We start from the raw sequence: 16,940 nt of genomic DNA on the forward strand, positions 1-16,940 counted from the left end.
CTCTAAGAAATATGAACAAAAATGAACCATTGAAATAAAGAGCCGAGAATTTTCCCAAGTACAATGGCCATTAAAAGAATTAAAACTCTATCTGCCATACCGATTCGTTTTGCTAAAATCGGCAGGACATTCAACACTTCTGTCAATGCAGCGGCAAGCATGCCAATAAAAGCACCTGAAAAAAGACCAATGGGAATAAGCAACCATTTGGAGAGGAAAAATCGGTCTGTGTTTAGTGTTTCCCACCCTCCAAAAACGGCTCCTAAAATAACAGCCCATTCATATGCCCTGATATAGGTTTTTGTTTTTGTCAACTGAATCAACCTAGGGATGACTCCTAATACGGTCAGGAAAGCGACAAAACCAGACCCGACAGCTACCCCTCCTGCTAGACCGAGAAAGCTGATAAAAAGCAACTTAATGGTCATGCAGATCCTTTGTGGTTTCTTTATTTTCATTCATTGCCACGTACTGGTCTAAGTCGAGCTGGTATTTAAATAATTCCACTTCCAGCGGGCTTGGCTCTTCATTAAACCGCTTTTTAAATAAGTGGTTAAAAAATAAAATCATTCCCAGACCTAAACCAATGCTATAAGGAACCTGTAAAAGATAAGGGTAGTGATCTACTTCACCCGTAATCATTTCATAGAGCCGAATATGTACTTCCCTCATACTGACATCTTCATGAAAATTCATAACTGCTAGGCCAGCACCAATAAACAATAACAGCCAGACGGCGATGAAAAAAACAGGTGATAATCTTTTTTTCGGATAATGAACTTCCACAATTGTTTCTGAACTGCCAACCGTTTGAACATCAAGATCTGGAAATGATTGATGAATGATTTCGATGACCTTTATGACATCTAACACCACCATGTTTTGATCTGATGGACTGACTTGATAGACAAACAACTGTTCAAGCTTTTCTTTGTACTTGTGGTCACCTGCTACCTGTGCGATATTCCCTAGCGTAATATATTCATTTGGATCAGCCTGAAGACGGTGGCGGAGTCTAATAAAAACTTGGCGTTCCATCTCTAGTCACTTCCTATACGATGGTTATAGTTGTAGTATGTAGTTCAGTTCATTTATCATTCCATGAGATAAAAATAACCGTAATTTACCATCAAACGGGATTTCCTGAAATCTAGTGTACATGAGTGAAAATCGAGGAATTTGCTCACTGAAAAGCATACTGATATTAGTAACGCAGACCAAGGGCATGGTTTGTGCCAGTATGTTTTTAAGGAAAACTTGCAGCAGATCAATTGGCAAACGACTTGGAATTTATCTTCGAAAAGGCTTCAATGGTTGATGAAAACGGTAAATATATTGTCAATAAGGAATTAGATGCTGAAAAATTCGGTCAAACGTCCGTTGCTTCTATAGAAGCATTTGTTAAAATGGTTAATGGTGAAGAAATAACGTAATCCACAAACAAGCGAGTTTTCTACTGCCTCATGAAATCATGTGTAATTGACAAAATTGTTGATTTCACAGGGCTAGGGTTTATTTTTGAGGGAATAAGTTAGTAGAAAGAAAATTGTGGCTAAAGGCAGCGAAAGTAATTATTAGAATAGTGGAGAAATACGCCATTAAAGGCGGGTCTGTTTGGATTAGCGGGAGTTTCGCATGACTCTGCTTCAAGTATATAGGGAAATAAAATAGCTTAAAGGGGATGTTATTACAATGAGTATCACAAAATTGTTGTTAGCGTTTATAATAACGTTCGGTTTACAATCGATACTATTTTTTGTAATAAAAAAAGATACGGATATAACTATTATAGACATGGGGGTAATGTCCCTAATATTTGCAGTGTTAATGGGTGTATTAGACAAAATCCAAAGTAACAAGAAGCAGGCTTAATAAACCCAACTTTTGTGACCATCTTTGAGACTATGTGTTAATCTAAAAACAATATGATCCAAAAGAGGTGTATACATATGGAAAACAGTGTGAATGTTAGCAAGCAATGTGACGAAAAGGAACTAAGCCAAATTTTGGATCTCTTTCAGAAAATCAAGGCAAATGTCCGAGGATTGAAAAATAAAGAAGCTAAAACCAATTTGAGGAAAAAATTAAAAAAGTCTACGAGAAGCTGGACGATCTAACTTTGGGTCAAGAGTATCTAACTGGGAAAATGGGAAAACACGATATGCTGATACCGAGTATTTGTGACGGTCATTTCGAATTACATCTACTTTTGTCCCATGATCAGCGCGGCTTGCTTTAAAAATATCGTTCTCCATGATAAGTCGTTGATTTTTCTTTTCGGAAATTAACTCTTCTTGTTCAGGAGTCCGATTATCCTTTTCTTCAAACGACCCGCAAAACTGATATTGACATACCCATTTACCAAAGGCAGATGGCATCAGCTCGTACTCTTTGATAATTTCTGCACTTTACTTTCGAGACGCGTGTAATTGAACGATTTGCTCCTTAAATTCTTTAGTAAAACTCCTTCTCACTCGTTTGGACATGGTTGATCCTCCTTAGATTTATTTTGGAATCAAGTTTATATGACTTTATCGAATCTGTCCAACTAAGTGTAACCTCTCCACTATGCTCACCTACAGTCTCACTATCATTAAATTCATTATACGCAAAAAAATCCCCCTAAAAAATTCCTCTTCAAGCGGCAGCTTAATTCACCTTCTGCTCCATTATAATAACACCAATAGTCACCAGCATTTGTATAAGCAAAAGGTATCATTTTAATATTATGAACTGTCCTCTTTCTATATAATTTAAATTAATAAACCACAAATCATTCTGACTAACATCATCAATTTTTATGTTTATTCCTCTTCTAGTCTGCGGATACAAAGTAACTTCCTTTTTGCCTGTATTTTATTTTTATTCTTGTCCAGCTATCTCCTAAATTCAATTTTTTGGATGCAATATACACTGGCTGTTTATTTTCAATGTTCATATGCATGGAGTACCAAAAAAAGCTCCCGGAAACTATACCGGCAGCTTCTATTGTTCATGATGGTCCATTTTACTTTTGATTTGCTGTAAGATTTTTTTCTCAAGCCTTGATACTTGTACCTGTGATATACTAAGACGCTCGGCTACTTCTGATTGCGTCTTATCTTTGTAATACCTTAAGTAAACAATCAGTTTTTCCCTTTCATCCAAATCTTTGATCGCTTCTTTTAAAGCAATTTTATCAAACCATTTTTCTTCTGATTGATCAGCAATCTGGTCAAGTAGTGTAATTGGATCTCCATCGTTTTCATAGACTGTTTCATGAATAGATGATGGCGAGCGAACGGCTTCTTGAGCCATGACAACTTCTTCTGAACTGATTTCCAAATAGTCAGCGATTTCCTGAACAGTTGGTATTCGACCATTTGACTTTGAAAGCTCATCTTTTGCCTTTCTGATTTTATTACCTAACTCTTTAAGTGATCGACTCACTTTGACTGTTCCATCATCTCTAATAAACCGTTGAATTTCACCGATGATCATTGGCACAGCATAGGTCGAAAACCGTACATCATAAGACAAGTCAAATTTATCAACCGATTTCAGTAAACCGATACAACCGATTTGAAAGAGGTCATCAGGTTCATAGCCTCTATTCAAAAAGCGCTGAACGACAGACCAAACAAGACGCATGTTTTTTTCTATGAGGAGGTCTCTTGCTTTTTGATCGCCATTCTGACTATTTTTAATCAATTCTTTGACTTCATGGTCTTTAAGCTGAGTGTTCTGATTTTCCTTTTTAACCTCCACATCCATAACAAATCTCCCTTAATTGCAAAGCGCTTTGCTTTTTGATAAGTGCTTTGTTAAGTGTATTGTAGTCCCCATTTCAGGTGACGAGGTAATCGAGATGCTATCCATAAAATTTTCCATAATGGTAAAGCCCATTCCTGATCTTTCAAGCTCAGGCTTTGTTGTGAATAAAGGTTCGCGGGCTTCTTCCAAATCAGTAATACCGATTCCTTCATCACGAATGGTTAAATGGACAAGATGGTCTTCTAATGTAACAGAAATATGGACGTTTCCTCTGCCTGTGTTTTCGTATCCGTGTATAATTGCATTGGTAACCGCTTCTGACACAACCGTTTTAATTTCCGTTAACTCATCCATCGTCGGGTCAAGCTGGGCGATAAAAGCAGCAACTGTCACCCTTGCAAATGATTCATTTTGACTGAGTGCTGAAAACTGAATACTCATCTCATTTTTCATGAAGCCACCCCCAGAGTTTCTAAGGCATGCTGTTCTGATTGTTCAAGGCGGATAATCTTAAACAGACCTGACATATCAAATAAACGCTTGACTGACGGAGAAATCGCACAGACGATCATTTCTCCGCCAAGCTGTTTAATTTCCTTATATCTTCCCAAGACAACGCCCAGCCCTGAACTATCCATAAATGATAATTCTCCAAGGTTTAAAACAATGTGGCAAATTTTGTTTTTTCGCAAATGTTCATTTACTTTGTTTCGCAACTCTTCTGCTGTATGATGGTCAAGTTCACCTGTCAGCCGAATACAAAGCACAGATTCTTTGACATTGAAATCGATTCCGAGGCTCATCCTCATTCCTCCTTGATTGATATCGGATTATGAGTAGTTTCGATTCGGACTTTCTAAATTCCTTCACGATGACAAAACTAGTGATTGTTCGGCATTATTCATTCCACTTTGTCCAGTCTGAGATTGTCCGTTTAAACAATGTCCATGTGCCTGCCTGATTCATATCCTTTTCAGCAACAAGCGGGCTTTCCTGTAACACTTTCCCGTCTTTTTTCAGAATAAGTGTACCAAGTTCAGTTCCTTTTTTGACAGGAGCATGGATATCGCCTTTTTGCTTAATCTCTTTTTTGACAGATTCCACATTTTCTCCTTTTTTCGTTAAAAGAGAAATCGGTTCTGATGTGACAAGATTGATTTTTTTGTTTTGTCCCTTATTGACTTTCACTGATGAGATGATTTGATTCCGCTTATACATTGGATGTGTTTGATATTGGCTAAATGCATAATCAAGCATTTTCGTAATTTGACCATTTCGCTCTTTTGGTGTACTAGCCCCAAACACAACAGCAATAACACGCATGTTACCTTTTTTCGCAGAAGCTGTTAAACAGTACTTTGCTTCATTTGTGAAGCCTGTTTTTACCCCGTCAACCCCTGGGTAAAATTTAACAAGACGGTTTGTATTGACCAGCCAAAACTTCTTGTCTGTGTTTTCTCTTAGATAGCCTTCATATGTTCCAGTAAACTTCGTGATTTTATCATATTTTAAAAGCTCCTTTGCCATGATAGCCATATCATAGGCTGTACTGTAGTGTCCTTTTTCAGGAAGTCCTGTCGTATTTCGGAAGGACGTATCTTTAAGACCTAATTCTGCCGCTTTTTCATTCATTCTTTCGACAAATTCTTCTTCAGATCCGGCAATATGCTCAGCCATTGCGACAGAAGCATCATTTCCTGAACCAATTGCAATTCCTTTTAACATCTCGTCAACAGTCATTTCTTCACCTGGTTCAAGAAAAATTTGCGAGCCTCCCATTGAAGCTGCGTATTCACTCGTTCTGACTTTATCTTTCATTTTAATCTTACCTTCATCAAGGGCTTCCATAATCAGCAGCATGGTCATGACCTTTGTCATGCTGGCTGGCGGAAGTTTCTCATGACTGTTTTTATCATACATAACTTTTCCTGAGTCCCGTTCAAGCAAAACAGCAGATTTGGCTTCATGAGCAAGCTCAGAAGTGTTTTGTTTCGTTTTTTCTTCAGCAAACGCTGACGGTGCTGTTAGTAGGATGATCATAAAAATCAGCAATTTGGGTAAAAAATGTTTCATCAGCCAGACCTCCATTTCGTAATCCTTTTTATTTTTTCCAATCATAATGGATTTATACGGTTTAATTGGTATAAATTTCATCAACAAAAAAACCAATATATCCATGCTCACTATAGGAGCTAGATATATTGGCTTTCACCTTAAGATCTTTTATCCAATTTTCGCGACTATCATTGTTACAAGCTGCAAAAAGTCCGATTTCACCTTTTCGGTGACTTCCATCACTTCATCATGTGATAGCGGTTGATCTAAGATCCCTGCAGCCGCATTTGAAATACAAGAAATTCCCAAAACACGAACTCCTGCATGTCTAGCAACAATGACTTCAGGGACGGTTGACATACCAACTGCATCTGAACCGATCGTTCTCAGAAAACGAACTTCAGCCGGTGTTTCATATGTTGGACCTGAAACAGCTGTATACACACCAACTTGAATGTCAATGTTTAATTCTTCAGCTGTAGTTTGGGCCAATTCTCGTAACTCTTTATCATAAGCTACAGACATATCAGGAAATCTAACACCGAGCGTTGAATCATTTGGACCAATCAATGGGTTTGTACCCATATGGTTGATATGATCCGAGATAATCATCAAGTCACCCGGCTGGTAAGATTCGTTAACACCACCAGCAGCATTGGTCACGATTAAAGTCGTAACACCAAGTTCTTTCATGACTCGAACAGGAAATGTGACTTTATCGAGTGAATAGCCTTCATAATAATGGAAACGTCCTTGCATTGCAACAACCTGAACATTTTCAAGTGTTCCGATGACAAGTTGCCCGGCATGACCTTCCACAGTAGAAACCGGAAATTCAGGAATATCTTCATATTTGATTTGAACAGCATCTTTTATTTCATCGGCAAGCACCCCAAGGCCTGACCCCAAGATCAAACCGACTACAGGTTTATGCTTGATCTTACTTTTCACATAATCTGCAGCGTTTCTAATCATTTCTTTCACCAGTTTTCCTCCTATTTAAGCAGGTCTAAAAAGCTTTTTCCGTACTTTGGCATGTTCGTTTTAAAATTATCGGCAATGGTAGCCCCGATACCGGCAAATGTATCAGCAAGCGGAAGTTCAGACGGTTGTGTATGTTTTTTGCTGTAAACAAGAAGTGGAACAAATTCTCTTGTATGGTCTGTCCCATGGTGAATCGGATCATTCCCATGATCAGCCGTAATCATTAATAAATCGTCTTCACGCATTTTTTCGAAAACTTCCGGAAGTCTTGCATCAAATTCTTCGAGTGCTTTTCCGTATCCTTCAGGATCACGACGGTGTCCAAATAGTGCATCAAAATCAACGAGGTTCACAAAACTGATGCCGGTAAAATCTTGATCAAACGTTTGAATCAGCTTGTCCATTCCGTCCATATTAGATGTCGTTCTAAGTGCTTCAGTAATCCCTTCACCATCATAAATATCGGAGATTTTACCGATCGCAATCACATCAAAGTGATCATCTTTCATTTCGTTCATCACAGTTCGTTCAAACGGTTTTAAAGCATAGTCATGGCGGTTCGGTGTCCGTTTAAATTGACCCGGTTGTCCAACAAATGGTCTTGCAATGACTCGACCAACCATATACTTTTCATCAAGTGTGAGCTCGCGCGCAATTTCACAAATTTTATAAAGTTCATCAAGTGGCACAATCTCTTCATGAGCAGCAATTTGCAATACAGAGTCTGCTGATGTATAAACGATAAGCGCCCCTGTTTCCATATGTTCCTTACCTAATTCATCTAAAATCGCTGTTCCAGAAGCAGGTTTATTCCCGATTACTTTTCTTCCCGATCTCATTTCCAATTCATTGATCAGTTCATCAGGAAACCCGTTAGGAAACACTTGGAATGGCTTATCTATGTAAAGACCCATAATTTCCCAATGTCCTGTCATTGTATCTTTTCCATTTGAAGCTTCTTGCATTTTTCCATAATAAGCAAGCGGTTTTTCAGTTTTTTGTACTCCTTTAATCTCACGAATATGGCTAAGTCCGAGTTTTGCCATGTTTGGTAGGTTAAGACCTCCCATATGTTCGGCAATGTGCCCCAATGTATCGGCACCTTTATCATTAAATTTTTCAGCATCTGGGGCTTCGCCAATTCCAACAGAATCCATCACAATTAAAAAAATGCGGTGATATTGATATGCAGGCATTTAAATGGCCTCCTTTTTTTCTTGTTTGACATAAAAAAACAAAATCCCGCTATAAAAAGTATAAACCGTTTACATAGATCTTGGCAATACGAAGGGAAATAGTGAGAAACTTCCCGCTATTGAAAAAACCGTGCCTAAGCACGGGGATGATACTTTTTGTAGACATCTTTTAATCTTGTTTTCGTTACATGTGTATAAATTTGTGTCGTTGAGATATCAGCATGTCCAAGCATTTCCTGAACCGCTCGCAAATCCGCTCCATTTTCAAGCAAATGTGTAGCAAATGAATGTCTCAATGTGTGCGGTGTCAATTCTTTTTGAATCCCTGCTTCCAACGCTATTTTCTTTAAGTTCTTCCAAAATCCCTGCCGACTGATCTGTTTGCCATGATGATTTAAAAACAAGGCATCTTCCGTATTTTTCTTGAGGAGTTTCCCTCTTGCCTTAGAAAGATATTCTTCGACAGCATGTGATGCCGCTTCACCAAGTGGAACAATCCGCTCTTTTCTTCCTTTTCCGAAACAGCGAATAAAGCCCATTGATAAATGGACATCAGATAGCTTTAATTCGATCATCTCACTGACCCGAACCCCTGTTGCATACAATAATTCCAACATCGCCTTATCACGATAGCCGAACGGACTCGTCAGCTTTGGAGTGTTAAGAAGGGTTTCAACCTCTTCTAATGACAATACCTTGGGCAACGTCCGCTCTGTTTTTTGCGATTCAATATGGATGGATGGATCTTGATTCGCCACTTTTTCCCTCAGCAAAAATTGATGAAAAGCGCGAATGGATGCAAGATGTCTAACGATTGTTTTCCCTGACTTCCCAGCGTCTTGCAAATATTTTAAAAATTGAATGATATGCAGTCTTGTCACCTGATCTACAGATGTCAGATGTTCTATCTCTTCTAAATAAGTGACATAACTAATCAAATCCCGTTCATAACTTACCACCGTATTATGGGAAAGTCCCCGTTCCACCACGGCATAGTGGATAAAATCTTTAATATGAACTTTCACACTATCCTACTCCCCGTTCAAATAAAAAAAGATTAACCTGTCAAACCAGCTGCGCTGTTCGTCCTCTTCTAGCGAAGCAACCTTAATTGCAGCTCCATCAGGTTGGTCATACCGATGATAGTTTTCATACTCTGAATTTATCCATATCATAGCATAATAAAACAAGACGGTAAAACCGGTAAACAGCAGAAACACCTTGATCATATCAACAGCTGTTTTCAGTATTTTCATCACGATTTTAGCCCCTTCTTTTCATTCGATTATTAAAACTTATGCCAAATGAGACAAGTTTTATACGCAAGAAGGTTAAAAAACTTGGGGAATGTATAACTGTTAGCCATTAAAAATATAGTCGACAATATTTTTACCTATTAATAAAACGGTCACAAAAATAAATAGGACTTTCACATAATTGACTCCCTTTTTGATCGCAAAATTAGAGCCGACTAAAGCACCCAAGATCATCGACAATCCCATTGGAATACCGTAAGAAAAATGAACGGTCCCGAGAAAAATAAACATGATCAATGCCGCGATATTACTGCCAAAGTTTAAAAACTTCGCATTTCCTGCAGATTGTAAAAAATCAAACCCGATCATGAGAAAAGCAAACATCATAAATGATCCAGTGCCTGCTCCCAAAAAGCCGTCATAAAAACCAATTAAACAAATGATTGTGGCAAATAAAATATATTTTTTAATTGTAAGTTTTCGATATGTAGATTCAGTTCCCCAGTTTTTCTTAAATATCGTATAGATTGTCACAACGATTAACAGGATGAAAACGAGCGGTTTTAATATTTCGGATGAAATGAAATTGACAGTTAGAGCACCTGCTAAAGAGCTTACAAATACTAAAGGAAATAGTTTGAAAATCACTTGGAAATCAACTTTCCCTGATCTGATAAAAGTAATTGTACTTGTCAAAGCTCCCATTGTACTAGCTAGTTTATTTGTAGCGATCGCTACTTGGGGTGGAAGCCCGGCAAATAATAAGGCTGGAATAGAAATCAACCCGCCTCCCCCTACGACAGAATCAATAAAAGCTGCTAGAAAGCCAAAGCATATTAACAATAAAAGTGTAGACAAATCGATGTACTCCATTTGGAAATCCCCTTTTCACACAACTTTTTAGTCACTACACAAATAGTAACTAAAGTTTCTACACCTGTAAATGTATTTTTTGAAAATTTGCATCTTTAATTGATGAATGATCAATTCTATGAAAAAATACCAATGTCGGGAGCGCATTTGTGCTGAGATTCACATTCCCTGAGATCGTGTAAGTGGAGAAGCGGGAAAAGAAGAAAGTATTTGTTTAAATCGTTCAGTAAAAGCAGGGTGGACACTCTTTTATTCAAGGGGTGTCATGAAAGTAGTATGGATGAACAAAAATCGAGGTGCGGGCAATCGCGAGACCCCGCAAGAGTCTCACAATTCCCCCTGATCGATGTTGAAAAGGACTTTTTAGACAGCACAACCTTATTTGTCCTGAAAAAAGATTTCCCTTTCATTTGATATCCAATTTTCAATATCATCTTTTTCTTTTTTAACAAGCCGATTGACAAGGACATCATGCCAAATATAATTCTCCAACAAATAGATATGGACAGGATCATCAGTGTAAAACGCTGTTTCCCTTTCTTCAAGAGCAGGGCCGTATATCATTTCCCGTGCATCAATGGACAAAATGAACCACTTGTTCTCGCCAACATTTTCTATATACTTTGTTTTTCGGTGAGTATCCAGCACTGATAGTGGATTTTCCTTTTGAAATACAATCCCTTTTAAATCACACTCAGTATCTTTTAACTCTTGTTCGAGATTCTCATACATCTTGTCCCATAAAGAAACAACAACTCTTTTTTCTGCCTTTTTTAATAGCGTCCGACAAAAAGCCAGAATATGGTTCTCCCCTTTGAGTGTCATCACCCTGTTGTCCTCTGCAGGTTCAGTTTTTTCTAAATATTTTAATGTATGGCTTAATGATTGATAAGTATGATTCCAACTTGTTTGCAAAGATTCTAAAAATACATCGACTGGTAATGATGAATAGTGAATCGCTTCATTTTTTTCTTCTTTCATCACGATACCTTTTTCTTCAAGCCCTTTTAAAATTTCATATATTCGTGCTCTAGGGATGCCTGATTCTTTACTAACTTGATAGGCACTTGCCGTCCCTTGGCGAACTAAAGAAAGGTAAGCCTTTGCTTCATATTGGCTAAACCCTAATGATTGAATGGTTTGAACAATATCTTGCATAATACCCTCCTTCCTTTATTGAAGCGTTCTTTTTGCCAGTCGTGTGAGAAGCTGAACAGCAACAAGCAAAACCTTTTCATCAAGATCAAATTTTTCATGATGATGTGGAGCCTTTAGCGAAGAGCCAAACACCATATAAGTTGCTTGACCACCCATTTTTTGAACACGGTTCATGAAAAATGTAGCATCTTCTCCAGCACCAAACGAGTGATATTTCCTTACATGTTTAATGTCTGCCATTGTTTCTGCTTCTTCTTCCACTAATGTCATCATGTCTGGATCACAATGAGCAATCGTTGTTTGACCAATCACTTCAATGCCATACTCTAAATCGTGCATCATGGCACTATGTTTAATGATGTTGCGAACACGATGTTCTAATTCTTCATTCACCTCAAGAGAGTTGGAACGAGTCTCCAGTTCCATCTCGGCATAAGCTGGAATAATATTGACAGAATTCCCCCCATGCAGTGTCCCTACATTAATTCGTGTAGCGGCAGTGCTGTAGCGTGGTAATGCTTGGATATTTAAAAGTGCTGTTGCTGCACCTACTAATGCATGACGACCTTGTTCAGGTGCACACCCAGCATGTGATGGTACACCTTTAAAAAACGCCTTCAATTTTGTTGAAGCAAGAAAATCAACAACACCGGCACTGATCTCCCCTGAAGGAAGCCCCATGCCGAGATGAAAACAGAAGAGATGGTCAACATCATCAACGACTCCTTTTTTCACCATTGCGTATGCTCCACGGCCTCCCTCTTCAGCAGGTTGAAAAATCAATTTTAATGTCCCAGCAAAATTTTTGTCTGCCATGTTTTCAGCAAATGCTAAGCCAATTGCAGTATGTCCATCATGTCCACAAGCATGCATGACACCTTGATGGTTTGAGCGAAAATGCAACTGTGCAGGAACATGATCAATCTCATCACTTTCTGCGACAGGTAGAGCATCGATATCAAACCGATAAGCAACTGTCGGTCCTTCAACATGCCCCTGCAAAATACCGACAATCGCTGTTAACCCCCCTTTCATTTTTGAAAGACCGGTCTGCTTACCTAGATTCTTCACAGCGTTTTCATATGTATCTTTTAACACTTGTTCTGATGGAACACCAAAACGGACATCTGCATCCATTGCATCATCACCATATAATACTTGATAACCTAAAGATTGCAGGATTCCACCAATCTTACTTGCCGTACGGAATTCAGTAAATCCTACCTCTGGATGTCGATGAAAATCACGGCGTAATTCAATAACATTCATCATCTCACCTTTTTTTCTATAATATTGATCTTTTTATTCTATCATATAAAGCGAAATACGCTCTCAATCGCATTGGCAAAAACCTTAGAAAAACTGATACACCAACAATACAAAGGGACATAGGAAAGATGAGCAGCAACAAAAGGTACAGATGGAGTTCGTGTTGCCGGATGAGTCTAAAGAAAAAAGCAAACTATCATTAGAGCACAGACCATGGCCATGGTTTCTGCTAGAACCGTTCTAACGTTTTGGAATCCCCCTAATAACTGTTCACAGATTGCTGTTCTATTTGAATATAAAGAACAAAAATACCAGAGATCATATACTGGACAAGTCAGAAGAAACCCACACAGTGTAACAGTTGCAAGCTTCACAATTTCCGACCTTTTTGCATGAACATTGGATGAACAATTTGTGGAATGAGGGTAATTGATGCAGGATGATATGTGGCTCCTGTTGCTTAATAAATAACATGAGGCTGATAATAAACCACATAGGTGAAAAGCCGTCAAAATAACTAATTGGTATCGAGAGAACAATCACTGCTCTTGTAAGTCAGAGAAATACATCCAAAATTTCAGATTACTTCTTTTCATTAGAGTCTGTCATAGGTCTCAACAAAGCTTCAGGAAGAAAGGTAACAGCAAGTACCACAAGTCCTTTCCGCTAAAAAGATCATATGGATGATTTTAACACCACACAACATTGCTTGAAATTAATTTTTTCTGCTTTATTTTTGGAATATTTGTGTTATTATTTTAACATAAAAAGGATATTTTCATAAAGAAAGGAATGATCAGATTGAAATTTGTACCATCTCCGGTTGTAGGGATGAAAATTAATGAATGGTATAATGAGATACAAAAATTAAATGTGGTAGAAGCAGAACGGCTAAAAGAAGAAGTTCGGCAAGAAATAGAGAATATGGAAGAAGATCAGGACGCTCTATTGTATTTTCAACTGATGGAATTAAGACATCAGATGATGTTAGACTATTTATTCCCGAAAGAAAAGAAGATGACAATTGCTGATTATCTTAGAGTGATAGAGGGAAAAGGAAGAAAATTTTCGGAATTGTTAGCGTATTATTTTTCTTTTTTTTCGGGGAGATATTATTTTTCAGAAGGAAAATACATAACAGCTATTAAATCCTACAGAGAAGCAGAAAAAAAATTAACGAAGGTTTCAGATAAAATTGAAAAGGCTGAATTTTTTTACAAACTCGCTGAAGTCTTTTATTATATGAAACAAAATCATATATCCATGTATTACATATCTCTGGCAGATGAAATTTATAAAAAACACCCTACGTATAAAGTTCGCCAGATTCAATGTCATTTTGTTATTGCAGGTAATTATGATGATTTACACGCACATCATAAGGCTTTACCTCATTTGCATAAAGCACTAGCTCTTGCTAAAGAAAGTGGAAATTTATCTATGATTACCAAAGCTTTGTTGAATATGGGGCATTGTTACAATCATGTAGGGAGCTTTCATGCTGTGTCCTTTTACCATGAGGGTATTAAAGCAGCCAAAAAGACAAATGCTGAAGAAATTACGAAGGCTTACTTCTATTTGTCTTTAATCCATTTTAGTAACAATGAAGATGATAAGGCTAAGGAATACTTTGAAAAAGCTAGTGAAAGTGCTCAGCTATTCAAAAATGACTTGTTTTTGTGTTTGTTGGATGTTGTAGAAGCGTTGTTTATTAAAAGAGCTGAGGGACCTGAGGTATCAACTACTTTCGAGCCACTTAAAAATAGTAAAGGTTATCCTTATATGGAGGAAATCTCGTTAGTTGCAGCAAGATTTTATACAAAAAATAGACGTCTTGATGATTCCATGATTTTTTATGAACAGATGTTGGATGCCCAACAGAAGATTAAAAAATGCGACTTTCTATATGAAGTGTGAGAGGTTATGAGAATTATAGCATTTTTAAGTGATTTACAGGTGGCAGTACACTATTATATTTGCAACAGATACATTTATCAGTCTTAGCTTGTCGAAAAAGTCGTGAAAAATCGGCTTCATCGTCAAGCTTTTTTTACAATGTTCACCGTCAACTTGTACTTGACGATCATTGGAACTATTTGAAGCGAAGTTCAGATTGTTACACAGGCGATGGATCATGGCGCGTTGACCTTTCAGATACCTTTATTTATTGAAAAAGCGAATGTCAATTCATAAAAGAAGGGCTGTCTTTATCAACATGGACAGCGGGAATTGGAAGAGCCCGCAGAAGCAAGGAACGAGTTCTGAGGAGACTCCCTATTTTCAGGACACACCCAATTATACTAGGTTTTTAAAGCTATTGAATTCTTCATACATAAGAAAGAACCCTTCAAAAAGTGAAAGGGTTCTGGGTCTACTCCGCTTGTTTTTCTTGGCAGTTGTGACAAATGCCATGAAAGGTCAGCCTGTGATCTTTAATTTTAAATTTCCAATCTTTTTCAACGATGGCTTCTACATCTTCTAGCAAGTCTTCTTCAATCTCAACAACTGATCCACAATCCATACAGACCAGATGGTGATGAAAATGAGCAGCTCCTTCTTTACGAAGATCATATCTTGACACACCATCACCAAAATTGATTTTATCCACTACTTTTAATTCAGTTAATAATTCAAGCGTCCGATATACAGTTGCAAGACCAATCTCAGGAGATTTCTCTTTCACGAGGAGGTATACATCTTCTGCACTTAAATGGTCTTCCTCATTTTCAAGTAGCACCCTTACAGTAGCCTCACGCTGAGGAGTAAGTTTATAACTGGAGGAATGCAATTGTTTTTTTATTCGATCAATCCGGTTTTCCATTAACTTTCCCTCCTACGCCATTACTAGCCTATTATAACAAAACGAACGCAGGAGAAACAACTATAACCATTATAAATTGATAAATACAATGAGTATTTTTTAATAATAATTTTAATCATTTGAACATGCTCATTAATTTTTCGATTAATAACGGAGAAAGACAAGCTTCAAAGAATGAAGAGATCAGTGCCATGATAAGTATCAAACCAAGCACTATCACATACCGCCCAAACCATTGAACAGGGGCTTCATTAATACCCCGTTTAACAAATAATTGTCTGATTAGTTTTAGAGAAAATGCGATCGCACATGTGCCTACTATTAAATAAGCAGGAATTAACAGGATATTTTGTGGCAGTACGGACACAATCGACAGAAAAAACCCGTTGATTCCCATTTGATTGACTAAAAAACCGACTGTAAAACCAACAACAATTCCTTTTAAAAAAACCATAATAAAAATGATGGGCAACCCGATAATCGAAATTCCAAGAATCCACATCAACCCTAAATACTTCGCATTATGCAGTAAACTTTGCACAAACATCTCCTTAGAACTGGCTGCTTTACCTTCTGAAAGATGTCCAAAAAATTGATTTAAATAATAAAACAAATCCTCTTTTTGACCGATTGTCATACTGTTGACAATGATAGCTCCGAAAATCACACCCATTAAAAATAGCACAGAAACAAATAAATAGATTGACAGATGATCTTTCAAATGCTGAAATACGACTTCTTTTATTGAAGTTTTACGCATGATCTTCCTTCCTCCCAGACGAACTTTTGATTTAATAGATTGTATGAGAGAAAAGAGAATGACATGACTTTTTTTATCTGCTAGTGGTTTACTAAATTGTTTTTATGTAGGATGATAGACAAAAATAATTGTGGAGGGTAAACCGATGAATCCGATTTTGCTCAATTTTCCGGACAGTTTTCAAACCGAACGTCTATTGATCAGGACACCTGTTGCTGGTGATGGTAGAGCCGTCCATCACGCCATTCAACTCTCTATGCCTGAACTAAAACCGTGGATGCCATTTGCAAGAGAATTACCTGACCAAGACGAAACAGAACTAAATATCAGAAAAGCACAAGCTGACTTTATTTTAAGAACAGACTTGAGAATGCATATTTTTCATAAAGAAACCGGAGAATTCATCGGCAGTACCGGACTGCACCGCATGGACTGGAAAGTGAGGCGGTTTGAAATCGGCTATTGGTGCAGCTCAGCATTTACTGGATACGGATATATGACAGAAGCGCTTTTTGGTCTAATTGATTTCGCCAAGGACAAGCTTTCTGCCAAAAGGCTGGAAATCTTGTGTGATAGCAAAAATCAAAAGAGCAGAAAACTGGCTGAGCGTCTTGGCTTTCAGCTTGAAGCAGTACTACAGCAGCATGATCTTGCCAATGATCAAAAGGAATACAGGGATACTTGCATGTATTCCAAACTTTTTAGGAAAGCCCCCTTCTGATTTTCGTGGGACAGATGATAGGGGGGATTGGATTCATTTATTATTAAGAAACATGAAAGGCTACAGGTATCATTTTATAGAAGTGTGACTAGCT

At 37.7% G+C, this 16,940-nt stretch carries 18 protein-coding genes and 1 pseudogene; 3 read left to right on the forward strand and 16 right to left on the reverse strand.

The features are described 5' to 3' along the window. Nucleotides 1-2 precede the first annotated feature (2 nt). Nucleotides 3-428 carry a stage V sporulation protein AB gene (locus HOO54_RS13050; RefSeq protein ID WP_172295911.1) on the reverse strand — a complete coding sequence of 142 codons (426 nt, stop codon included), beginning with the start codon at nucleotides 426-428 and terminating at the stop codon, nucleotides 3-5. Beyond that, complete coding sequence (locus tag HOO54_RS13055; RefSeq protein ID WP_172295913.1) at nucleotides 418-1,038, reverse strand: stage V sporulation protein AA; 621 nt, start codon at nucleotides 1,036-1,038, stop codon at nucleotides 418-420. The genes HOO54_RS13050 and HOO54_RS13055 overlap by 11 nt, the downstream gene beginning before the upstream one ends. Nucleotides 1,039-1,271: 233 nt before the next feature. Between HOO54_RS13055 and HOO54_RS13060 the strand changes: the two genes are divergently transcribed. After that, the gene (locus HOO54_RS13060; RefSeq protein WP_172295915.1) at nucleotides 1,272-1,433 is read left to right on the forward strand and encodes a hypothetical protein; all 162 of its coding nucleotides are present in this window, start codon (nucleotides 1,272-1,274) and stop codon (nucleotides 1,431-1,433) included. 729 nt (nucleotides 1,434-2,162) lie between these two features. Here HOO54_RS13060 and HOO54_RS13065 read toward each other — a convergent pair. From HOO54_RS13065 to HOO54_RS13120, 12 genes and pseudogenes are all read right to left on the reverse strand, one after another. Then, nucleotides 2,163-2,486 (reverse strand): annotated as a pseudogene (locus tag HOO54_RS13065) (transposase); the annotation flags it as partial. A gap of 499 nt (nucleotides 2,487-2,985) precedes the next feature. After that, complete coding sequence (gene sigF, locus HOO54_RS13070) at nucleotides 2,986-3,753, reverse strand: RNA polymerase sporulation sigma factor SigF (RefSeq protein ID WP_172295917.1); 768 nt, start codon at nucleotides 3,751-3,753, stop codon at nucleotides 2,986-2,988. 12 nt (nucleotides 3,754-3,765) lie between these two features. Next, complete coding sequence (gene spoIIAB / locus HOO54_RS13075; RefSeq protein WP_172295919.1) at nucleotides 3,766-4,206, reverse strand: anti-sigma F factor; 441 nt, start codon at nucleotides 4,204-4,206, stop codon at nucleotides 3,766-3,768. Further along, entirely contained in the window at nucleotides 4,203-4,556 is a 354-nt protein-coding gene (spoIIAA, locus tag HOO54_RS13080; protein WP_172295921.1) for an anti-sigma F factor antagonist, read from the reverse strand. The genes spoIIAB and spoIIAA overlap by 4 nt, the downstream gene beginning before the upstream one ends. A gap of 94 nt (nucleotides 4,557-4,650) precedes the next feature. After that, nucleotides 4,651-5,826, reverse strand: a complete 1,176-nt coding sequence (locus HOO54_RS13085; RefSeq protein WP_172295923.1) for a D-alanyl-D-alanine carboxypeptidase family protein — start codon at nucleotides 5,824-5,826, stop codon at nucleotides 4,651-4,653. 150 nt (nucleotides 5,827-5,976) lie between these two features. After that, entirely contained in the window at nucleotides 5,977-6,783 is an 807-nt protein-coding gene (locus HOO54_RS13090; protein ID WP_216664892.1) for a purine-nucleoside phosphorylase, read from the reverse strand. A gap of 20 nt (nucleotides 6,784-6,803) precedes the next feature. Further along, the gene (gene deoB, locus HOO54_RS13095) at nucleotides 6,804-7,988 is read right to left on the reverse strand and encodes a phosphopentomutase (protein WP_172295927.1); all 1,185 of its coding nucleotides are present in this window, start codon (nucleotides 7,986-7,988) and stop codon (nucleotides 6,804-6,806) included. 134 nt (nucleotides 7,989-8,122) lie between these two features. Next, nucleotides 8,123-9,013: a site-specific tyrosine recombinase XerD gene (gene xerD / locus HOO54_RS13100; RefSeq protein WP_172295929.1), complete on the reverse strand. Its 891-nt coding sequence runs from the start codon at nucleotides 9,011-9,013 to the stop codon at nucleotides 8,123-8,125. Nucleotides 9,014-9,019: 6 nt separating this feature from the next. Further along, nucleotides 9,020-9,247 carry a YqzK family protein gene (locus HOO54_RS13105; protein ID WP_270798414.1) on the reverse strand — a complete coding sequence of 76 codons (228 nt, stop codon included), beginning with the start codon at nucleotides 9,245-9,247 and terminating at the stop codon, nucleotides 9,020-9,022. Between the two features lie 99 nt (nucleotides 9,248-9,346). After that, a complete protein-coding gene (locus HOO54_RS13110; RefSeq protein WP_172295931.1) occupies nucleotides 9,347-10,117 on the reverse strand; it encodes a TSUP family transporter in 771 nt (256 codons plus the stop codon). 378 nt (nucleotides 10,118-10,495) lie between these two features. Beyond that, a complete protein-coding gene (locus HOO54_RS13115) occupies nucleotides 10,496-11,275 on the reverse strand; it encodes a TrmB family transcriptional regulator (RefSeq protein ID WP_172295933.1) in 780 nt (259 codons plus the stop codon). A gap of 15 nt (nucleotides 11,276-11,290) precedes the next feature. Next, nucleotides 11,291-12,547 carry an amidohydrolase gene (locus HOO54_RS13120; RefSeq protein WP_172295935.1) on the reverse strand — a complete coding sequence of 419 codons (1,257 nt, stop codon included), beginning with the start codon at nucleotides 12,545-12,547 and terminating at the stop codon, nucleotides 11,291-11,293. A gap of 789 nt (nucleotides 12,548-13,336) precedes the next feature. On the opposite strand from HOO54_RS13120, the gene HOO54_RS13125 reads away from it, so the two are divergent. Further along, complete coding sequence (locus tag HOO54_RS13125; RefSeq protein WP_301539285.1) at nucleotides 13,337-14,461, forward strand: response regulator aspartate phosphatase; 1,125 nt, start codon at nucleotides 13,337-13,339, stop codon at nucleotides 14,459-14,461. A 454-nt stretch (nucleotides 14,462-14,915) separates the two neighbouring features. Here HOO54_RS13125 and fur read toward each other — a convergent pair whose 3' ends face one another. Both fur and spoIIM read right to left on the reverse strand, forming a co-directional pair. After that, nucleotides 14,916-15,365: a ferric iron uptake transcriptional regulator gene (gene fur, locus HOO54_RS13130; protein ID WP_172295939.1), complete on the reverse strand. Its 450-nt coding sequence runs from the start codon at nucleotides 15,363-15,365 to the stop codon at nucleotides 14,916-14,918. Nucleotides 15,366-15,480: 115 nt separating this feature from the next. Further along, entirely contained in the window at nucleotides 15,481-16,125 is a 645-nt protein-coding gene (spoIIM, locus tag HOO54_RS13135) for a stage II sporulation protein M (protein WP_172295941.1), read from the reverse strand. A gap of 145 nt (nucleotides 16,126-16,270) precedes the next feature. Between spoIIM and HOO54_RS13140 the strand changes: the two genes are divergently transcribed. After that, nucleotides 16,271-16,846: a GNAT family N-acetyltransferase gene (locus HOO54_RS13140; protein ID WP_172295943.1), complete on the forward strand. Its 576-nt coding sequence runs from the start codon at nucleotides 16,271-16,273 to the stop codon at nucleotides 16,844-16,846. The last annotated feature ends 94 nt before the right edge of the window (nucleotides 16,847-16,940 follow it).

The organism is Bacillus sp. WMMC1349, from assembly GCF_013155385.1.
Taxonomy (GTDB): domain Bacteria; phylum Bacillota; class Bacilli; order Bacillales; family Bacillaceae; genus Bacillus.

Excerpts from the sequence above, each read along its gene's own strand:
- HOO54_RS13050 (WP_172295911.1), bottom strand. The coding sequence starts at position 428 with ATGACCATTAAGTTGCTTTTTATCAGCTTTCTCGGTCTAGCAGGAGGG.
- HOO54_RS13055 (WP_172295913.1), bottom strand. The coding sequence starts at position 1,038 with ATGGAACGCCAAGTTTTTATTAGACTCCGCCACCGTCTTCAGGCTGAT.
- sigF (WP_172295917.1), bottom strand. The coding sequence starts at position 3,753 with ATGGATGTGGAGGTTAAAAAGGAAAATCAGAACACTCAGCTTAAAGAC.
- spoIIAB (WP_172295919.1), bottom strand. The coding sequence starts at position 4,206 with ATGAAAAATGAGATGAGTATTCAGTTTTCAGCACTCAGTCAAAATGAA.
- spoIIAA (WP_172295921.1), bottom strand. The coding sequence starts at position 4,556 with ATGAGCCTCGGAATCGATTTCAATGTCAAAGAATCTGTGCTTTGTATT.
- HOO54_RS13085 (WP_172295923.1), bottom strand. The coding sequence starts at position 5,826 with ATGAAACATTTTTTACCCAAATTGCTGATTTTTATGATCATCCTACTA.
- HOO54_RS13090 (WP_216664892.1), bottom strand. The coding sequence starts at position 6,783 with ATGATTAGAAACGCTGCAGATTATGTGAAAAGTAAGATCAAGCATAAA.
- deoB (WP_172295927.1), bottom strand. The coding sequence starts at position 7,988 with ATGCCTGCATATCAATATCACCGCATTTTTTTAATTGTGATGGATTCT.
- HOO54_RS13110 (WP_172295931.1), bottom strand. The coding sequence starts at position 10,117 with ATGGAGTACATCGATTTGTCTACACTTTTATTGTTAATATGCTTTGGC.
- HOO54_RS13115 (WP_172295933.1), bottom strand. The coding sequence starts at position 11,275 with ATGCAAGATATTGTTCAAACCATTCAATCATTAGGGTTTAGCCAATAT.
- HOO54_RS13120 (WP_172295935.1), bottom strand. The coding sequence starts at position 12,547 with ATGATGAATGTTATTGAATTACGCCGTGATTTTCATCGACATCCAGAG.
- HOO54_RS13125 (WP_301539285.1), top strand. The coding sequence starts at position 13,337 with ATGATCAGATTGAAATTTGTACCATCTCCGGTTGTAGGGATGAAAATT.
- fur (WP_172295939.1), bottom strand. The coding sequence starts at position 15,365 with ATGGAAAACCGGATTGATCGAATAAAAAAACAATTGCATTCCTCCAGT.
- spoIIM (WP_172295941.1), bottom strand. The coding sequence starts at position 16,125 with ATGCGTAAAACTTCAATAAAAGAAGTCGTATTTCAGCATTTGAAAGAT.
- HOO54_RS13140 (WP_172295943.1), top strand. The coding sequence starts at position 16,271 with ATGAATCCGATTTTGCTCAATTTTCCGGACAGTTTTCAAACCGAACGT.